The following is a 6,576-nucleotide window of genomic DNA, read 5'->3' on the forward strand; positions in this document are numbered from 1 at the left end:
TCGATGGCTACGGCTATCAGACTGCCCTCTCTCGATTAGGATTGAGCGGTCGGCTTGACTACGTCGAGCGAAACCTCATCGAAAATGGTTTCATACTCTCAAAATGCGAGTCGACCGCTTCCATAATTCGTGGGTGGGCAGTCATGGGCGCTTCCGCGAGTGGTTCATACAATTTGCGCAATACTATAATTTTCAGAGACCGCATCAAGCGCTCGATGGACGAACACCAGTTGAGGAGGTCACTAACTAGACAGTGCCCTGTAGTCCAAGTTTGAACACTGAACTATAGCTGAATTATTATTCATCTCCCGACAAGTTGATTATGAATCAGAAGAGTAGTTGAGACATGGGAATAGTTCAAAAACTCAGATCTCGGCTCTTGACCCGAGACACAAGTAACTGGAATCATCCGACCCGACTACAAATAGTATCCATATTCTTATTGATTTTTGGAGCGGTGTTTTCTTTGATTCTCCAAACAGTACTCGTACATCAAGGAATTGAGATCAACAATCGTTTCTTCCTCTCTGGAGTAACTATATCTATATTGATTATAGGACATATCGTACTGGCTATAATCGATTGATGATCTAACTGATCTTATCAACAGAATCGGCATATCTTCGAACACTCCTCCCGAAAATCAGCCGGTAGCGCGCCTCGTTTGTCGTGACATCAAGAACATCTCGAACGCCATCAACGACCTCGCCGAACTCATGTAGTAAGTGGATGGCGAGCGATGGTAAACGACACACATAATGGACCACACCTCACTCGGGATGAGAGCCCGCTAGAAGCGTCCACCCGCCAATGGCCGCGGTCGAAACATATTCAATACCATATTGGTTGAGAGTACCACGGTTTACCTGCTACGTCAGAAGCGACTGCAAGCGCCGCTGGCACTCGTTGCGGTCCTCGTGAGCGCACACGGAGTCTGGCAATAGTATAAAGAAAGATCGAGACAGCGCCCGTAAGAACTGGTCCCACTATTTTATTTCGACGCTGCTGTCACCGTCTCCTTCACTAATCCGACCTCAGCGACGACGAGACACACCGCCGCCAAGGTCCGCACGGGAACAAGACACCGAACAGCGCCGAGAGAATGCTCGCGAAGATAGTGATGTGGTTGCCAGTGAGCTGTGCTGTCGTCGGGAAGATGACATCGTCGTACGTGATGGCGTGGCAGTCGTTCGAGGCGTTAACTCGCTCACAACGCAGTTCTGAACGCACATGATGAGTCCCTCGCGAGCTTCGAGCTCTTCGACACGTCTTCGAGGTCACTCATGGCCGAGTACCCCCAGGACACAGGATGCAAAAATCGACGGACAGACACCTCTCTCAGTCTCGTGGACTATGTGAGACGTTTGAGTAGTCCCGGGCGGATTCGAACCGCCGTCAGCGGCTGTCTTCTCGGTACGCATCGAACCGTACCAATCCAAAGGCCGCTATGATTGGCCACTACACCACGGGACTGCGTTCACGTCGTTCACTTGCCCCGTGTAACTCGCAATCTCTCCGAGATTGCTCACCACCACGGGACTTCGCACTCGTCGGTTATCCGCAGGTGAATGAAAACGCTTCGGTTCGAGTCGGACGATGGGTGGCGGTTAGTCCGCCGCTTCCGTCTCAGTTTCCGCTTCCGACTCACAGACATCGAGGTACTTGCACGCGTCCGTCTCGGGGTCGAAACAGTCGGGACACTCCGAGTTCCGGTCGATGATGGTGTCGAGCCGGTCGGCGATCATGTCGTCGATAACGGGTTCGAGTTCGCGTGCCTCCGCGCGGAACTCCTCGACGTCGAGGACGTTCGAGAGGAAGCGCTCGATGATGCAGTAGGTCTGAAGGGCGTCGCGGGCGCGGACGATGCCGTCGTCGGTGAGCGTGACACCCTTGTACTTCTCGTGCTCGGCGAGGCCGCGAGACTCCAGCTTTCCAATCATCTCGTTCGCGCTCGCCGGACTGACCTCCATCATGTCCGCGAGTGCACCGGTGGCTGCCGGGCCGTTTTCCATCTGCTGCAGCAGGTAAATCGCTTTGACGTATTGGTCTGCCGTGTTCATCGTGTCACTCGCGTTCTTCCATGAATCGGGTCACTTCTTCGACGCCATCGGCTTCCTCTTCGCGAATCTTGGAGAGTGTCGCGATAAGCTCCTCGCGGTCGATGGTGAACTGTGCATCGCTCGCCTCGATAGCCCCGATAACGTCGTCGTAGAACTTGTAAGCGGTCTCCTCGTTGTAGAGTTGATCGTAAAGGATACCGTCGAAGTCCTCGGGTTTCGTCTGCCCGTACTGGGCTTCGACGAGCGCCTCGATTTCCTCGAATGGCACGCTATCGACATCTAACTGGTCGATGATGGCTTCGAGACGTGCCCGATGGTCGGCAGACTCCTCAGCAGCGTGCGAGAGGAGGTCTCGAATCTCCTCGTCGAGTGTGTCTTCGTCGAGTTCCTCGTGGTGGTGGTAGGCGCGCGCCTCCACGACCTCTTCGAGGACGATTCCAATCTGGAGGAGTCGAGCCAGTTGATGGTCAGAAGTGACCTGATACCCGACGCTCATGAATTCGTCCTCCACAATGCTCGAAGACACGATACCACGACGTACATACACAACTGTCCGGGAGTAACTTACTTAAGCGGTTCCCTCGCGGGTCGTCAACGCAGGAAAAATAAAACGCCGAAGACGCGGTTAGTGCAGGCGGGCGGCGATGAGTTCTTCGAGGTCGTCGCGGAACTCGTCGACTTCAATCTCTTCGAGGACGGGAACGAAAAAGCCCTCGACGAGCATGTTTCGTGCCTGCTGTTCGGGGACGGACCGAGAGACCATGTAGAAGAGGTCCTCTTTGTCCACCTGACCGACCGTCGCAGCGTGCGACGCTTCGGTGTCGTGGTTGTTGATGATGAGCTTCGGGGACGCGTCCGCCTCGGACTCGTCCGAAAGCATCAACGTGTTCTCACGCTGGTAGGAGTTCGTACTCCAGGCGTCGCGGCCGACGTCCTGGACGCCCTCGTAGACCGAGCGCGCCTCGTCGTCGAGGACGCCACGGGTCACGAGGTCCGCAGTCGTGTTCTCGGCGTTGTGCCACACGCGGGCGTTGACGTCGAGGTGCTGGTCGTCGTGACCGAAGAACGCGCCGACGATTTTCGTCTCCGAAGCCTCGCCGTTGAGTTCGGTCTCGACGTCGCTGCGGGTGAGCTTCGAGCCGAGGTTACCCTCAATCCAGTTGATGGTCGAGTAGGTGTCGGTGTCGCCGCGCTTGAGCGAGTACGTGTAGGTCTCTTCGTCGAGGTTCTGGAGCGACCCGTACTGAACGTACGAGTTCTCGCCCGCAACGACTTCGACGAGGTTCGAGAAGTACCGTGCGTCGTCGATGTCGTTACCCGACTCGATGGCTTCGAGAATGGTGACAGACGAGGACTTCTCGGTGACGACGAGCGTGTGACTGAAGAGCGACCGAGAGTTCATCTCGGCGCGAATCTTCACGTCCTCGGCGTCGACGCTCTCGGGGACGTAGACGAACGTCCCCGTCGTGAACAGCGCCGCAGACAGTGCGGTGAGGTAGTTCGTTTCGAGGTCGACGACGGAGCCGAAGTGTTCCTCGATGAGGTCACCGTATTCGTCGAGTGCCTCCGTAAAGGAGAGGACGACGGCATCTTCGGGAGCCTCGCGACTCGTCTCGTCGGACTGGTTCAGCGGGTCGACGAGCGACTCGAAGTCGAGCGCTTCGAGGTTCGTCCAGCGGCGACCCGGCGTCTGAATGACGTCCGGCAGTTCGAGCTCGTCGAGTGCTTCGAGGGCCTCGAGTCGGGCCTCGAGGAGCCACTCGGGCTCGTCCCGTGCGTCCGAAATCTCTCGTACTGTCTCTACGGACAGGTTTGCGGGAAGTTGCGCACTCATTGGTTATCCGAGGCTACCCTCCATCTCGAGTTCGACGAGTCGGTTGAGTTCGACTGCGTACTCGATGGGCAGTTCCTCCGTGATGGGTTCGATGAACCCGGAGACAATCATCTGCTTCGCGTCGTCGTCGTCGAGACCGCGTGACTGGAGGTAGAACACGTCCTCGTCACCGATCTTACCGACGGTTGCCTCGTGGGCAACGTCCACCGTGGACTCGTTGATTTCCATGTACGGCATCGTGTCCGAGGTGGACTCGTTGTCGAACATCAGCGCGTCACACTCGACCGAAGTCGAGGAGTTCTTCGCGCCGTTGGCGATGTGGACGAGACCGCGGTAGTTCGTGCGGCCGCCGTCCTTCGAGATGGACTTCGACTCGATGGTCGATTTCGTCTCGGGGGCGTTGTGGTAGACCTTCGCGCCGGTGTCGATGTTCTGACCCTCGCCCGCGAAGGCGATGGTGATGTGGTTGTCAGAGGCGCCGCGGCCCTTCAGGATGGACGCGGGGTAGAGCATGGTGGCCTTCGAGCCCATCGAGCCCGAAATCCACTCCATGCGGCCGTTCTTCTCGACGATGGCGCGCTTGGTGTTGAGGTTGTAGGTGTTCTTCGACCAGTTCTGGACGGTCGAGTACTGCACGTGAGCATCCTCGCCGACGAACACTTCGACGCCGCCGGAGTGGAGGTTGAACGCGGAGTACTTGGGTGCGGAACAGCCCTCGATGTAGTGGACTTCGGAGCCCTTCTCCGCGACGATGAGCGTGTGTTCGAACTGGCCCATCCCCTCGGAGTTCATGCGGAAGTACGCCTGAACCGGCATGTCGACCGTCGTGTCCTCGGGGACGTAGACGAACGAGCCGCCGGACCAGATTGCGCCGTGAAGCGCGGCGAACTTGTTGTCGCTCGGGGGAACGCACTTCGTCATGAAGTACTCCTTGACGATGTCTTCGTGCTCCTGGACCGCTTGGTCCATGTTCATGAAGACGACGCCCTTCTCCTCCCAGCGCTCTTGCATGTTCTGGTAGACGACTTCGGACTCGTACTGGGCGCCGACGCCCGAGAGGGCGTTCTTCTCGGCTTCCGGAATACCCAGTTTGTCGAAGGTGTCCTTGATGTCGTCCGGCAGGTCACGCCAGTCGTCGACACCGCCGCGGACTTCGACGTCGGGGCGGATGTACGGGACGATTTCGTCCACGTCGACCTCGGAGAGATCCGGCTGGCCGGGCCAGTCGGTCGGCATCGGCATCTTCTGGAACTGCTTGAGCGCGCGCAGGCGACGCTCCAGCATCCATTCGGGTTCGTCTTTGTCTTCCGAGATGACGCGGATGGTCTCTTCGTTGAGACCCTTCTCGGCCGCGAACGCGGCCTTCTGCTCCTTCTTGAACTCGAAGCGAGCTTCCGTGTCTGTCTCTTTTAGGTGGTCTTGGTCGGAACTCATGATGTGTGGGATTACGCTGCTTCGTAGACTTCCTCACGGACCCAGTCGTAGCCCTTGTCCTCAAGGTCGGACGCGAGAGACGCGTCGCCGCTCTTGACGACTTTGCCGTCGAGCATGATGTGAACGTGGTCTGGCTCGACGTATTCGAGGATACGCTGGTAGTGAGTGATCTGGAGGATACCCGTGCCCTGCTCGTCGCGGAGCGCGTTGATACCCTTCGAAACGTCCTGCAGGCGGTCGATGTCGAGACCGGAGTCGATCTCGTCGAGCACGGCGATGGACGGTTCGAGGATAGCAGCTTGGAGCACCTCGTTTTGTTTCTTCTCGCCGCCGGAGAACCCGGCGTTGAGGTAGCGTTGCATGAACTTCTCGTCCATGTCGAGGAGTTCCATCTTCTCCTTGAGGAGCTTCTGGAACTCGGCGACACCGACTTCGCCGTCGTCGACGTTGCCCTCCATCGGGGAGGTGTCGTAGCCGGCTTCCTCTTCTTCCGCTTCCTCGTCTTCGCCGAAGAGGAGTTCTTCGCGCTCGTCAATCTTCGCATTGAGCGCGGTTCGGAGGAAGTTCGTCATCGTGACGCCCTCGATTTCCGCAGGGTACTGGAAGCCGAGGAAGATACCGAGCGCGGCGCGCTCGTTCGGTTCCAGTTCGAGGAGGTTCCACGTGCGAACGTCGTCCGGGATGTCGAGGTCGCCGAAGTCGTCGTCCTCCAGGTGGAGAAGGATTTCGCCTTCGGTTACTTCGTAGGCGGGGTGGCCGGCGATAATTTTAGAAGTCGTAGACTTGCCGGACCCGTTCGGACCCATCAGTGCGTGGATCTCGCCGGATTTGACTTCCAGGTCGACACCTCGCAGAATCTGCTCACCATCGTCCTCCGCGACACGCGCGTGGAGGTTCTTAATCTCGAGAGTTGCCATCGTTGGTTCGTTGCCTCGTACTCGAAGGGTGGGGAGTATCGCCCATAATGCTTGCGCATTTACCCCCGGTGCCTTTTGTAGAAGAAAAATTTGTTTTCAAAAGCGCAAAGAACTGCGGCCAATTCGTGACATGTGCCCGGGTTTTGGTCAGCCAAACACCGTTACTCGCTGAAGCAGTACGTAACCGAATATAGTTTCATTCGGGCCGAACGCACCGGTCGTTCACATGAAGCTCCCGAGACCGGTCTGTTCTTGGCCGCTTTTCACCTCGTCCCACGACATCCCGAGCGCCTCGATGACGCGGGAAATCGGGCCTTGCAGCGTCTTGTCG

The 6,576-nt window shown here is 57.6% G+C and carries 6 protein-coding genes, 1 tRNA gene and 1 pseudogene; 1 reads left to right on the plus strand and 7 read right to left on the minus strand.

The annotated features are described in order from the left end of the window. Nucleotides 1-250, plus strand: a pseudogene (locus QT222_RS08620) (IS6 family transposase); the annotation flags it as partial. Between the two features lie 773 nt (nt 251-1,023). On the opposite strand, the gene QT222_RS08625 reads toward QT222_RS08620, so the two are convergent. The 7 genes from QT222_RS08625 to sufC all read right to left on the minus strand — a co-directional run bounded on the left by QT222_RS08625 (nt 1,024) and on the right by sufC (nt 6,245). Further along, nucleotides 1,024-1,230, minus strand: a complete 207-nt coding sequence (locus QT222_RS08625) for a hypothetical protein (RefSeq protein WP_491476933.1) — start codon at nt 1,228-1,230, stop codon at nt 1,024-1,026. A gap of 139 nt (nt 1,231-1,369) precedes the next feature. Further along, nucleotides 1,370-1,473: transfer RNA gene (locus tag QT222_RS08630), tRNA-Gln, on the minus strand. A 134-nt stretch (nt 1,474-1,607) separates the two neighbouring features. After that, the gene (locus QT222_RS08635) at nt 1,608-2,060 is read right to left on the minus strand and encodes a metal-dependent transcriptional regulator (protein ID WP_004057398.1); all 453 of its coding nucleotides are present in this window, start codon (nt 2,058-2,060) and stop codon (nt 1,608-1,610) included. Between the two features lie 4 nt (nt 2,061-2,064). Then, the gene (locus tag QT222_RS08640) at nt 2,065-2,556 is read right to left on the minus strand and encodes a hypothetical protein (RefSeq protein WP_004057399.1); all 492 of its coding nucleotides are present in this window, start codon (nt 2,554-2,556) and stop codon (nt 2,065-2,067) included. 129 nt (nt 2,557-2,685) lie between these two features. Continuing rightward, nucleotides 2,686-3,894: a Fe-S cluster assembly protein SufD gene (gene sufD, locus QT222_RS08645; protein WP_004057400.1), complete on the minus strand. Its 1,209-nt coding sequence runs from the start codon at nt 3,892-3,894 to the stop codon at nt 2,686-2,688. Between the two features lie 3 nt (nt 3,895-3,897). After that, the gene (gene sufB / locus QT222_RS08650; RefSeq protein ID WP_004057401.1) at nt 3,898-5,328 is read right to left on the minus strand and encodes a Fe-S cluster assembly protein SufB; all 1,431 of its coding nucleotides are present in this window, start codon (nt 5,326-5,328) and stop codon (nt 3,898-3,900) included. Nucleotides 5,329-5,339: 11 nt separating this feature from the next. Further along, nucleotides 5,340-6,245, minus strand: coding sequence for a Fe-S cluster assembly ATPase SufC (sufC, locus tag QT222_RS08655; RefSeq protein WP_004057402.1), 906 nt, complete (start codon nt 6,243-6,245; stop codon nt 5,340-5,342). Between the last annotated feature and the right edge of the window lie 331 nt (nt 6,246-6,576).

The sequence above is a fragment of the Haloferax sp. s1 genome, assembly GCF_058382125.1.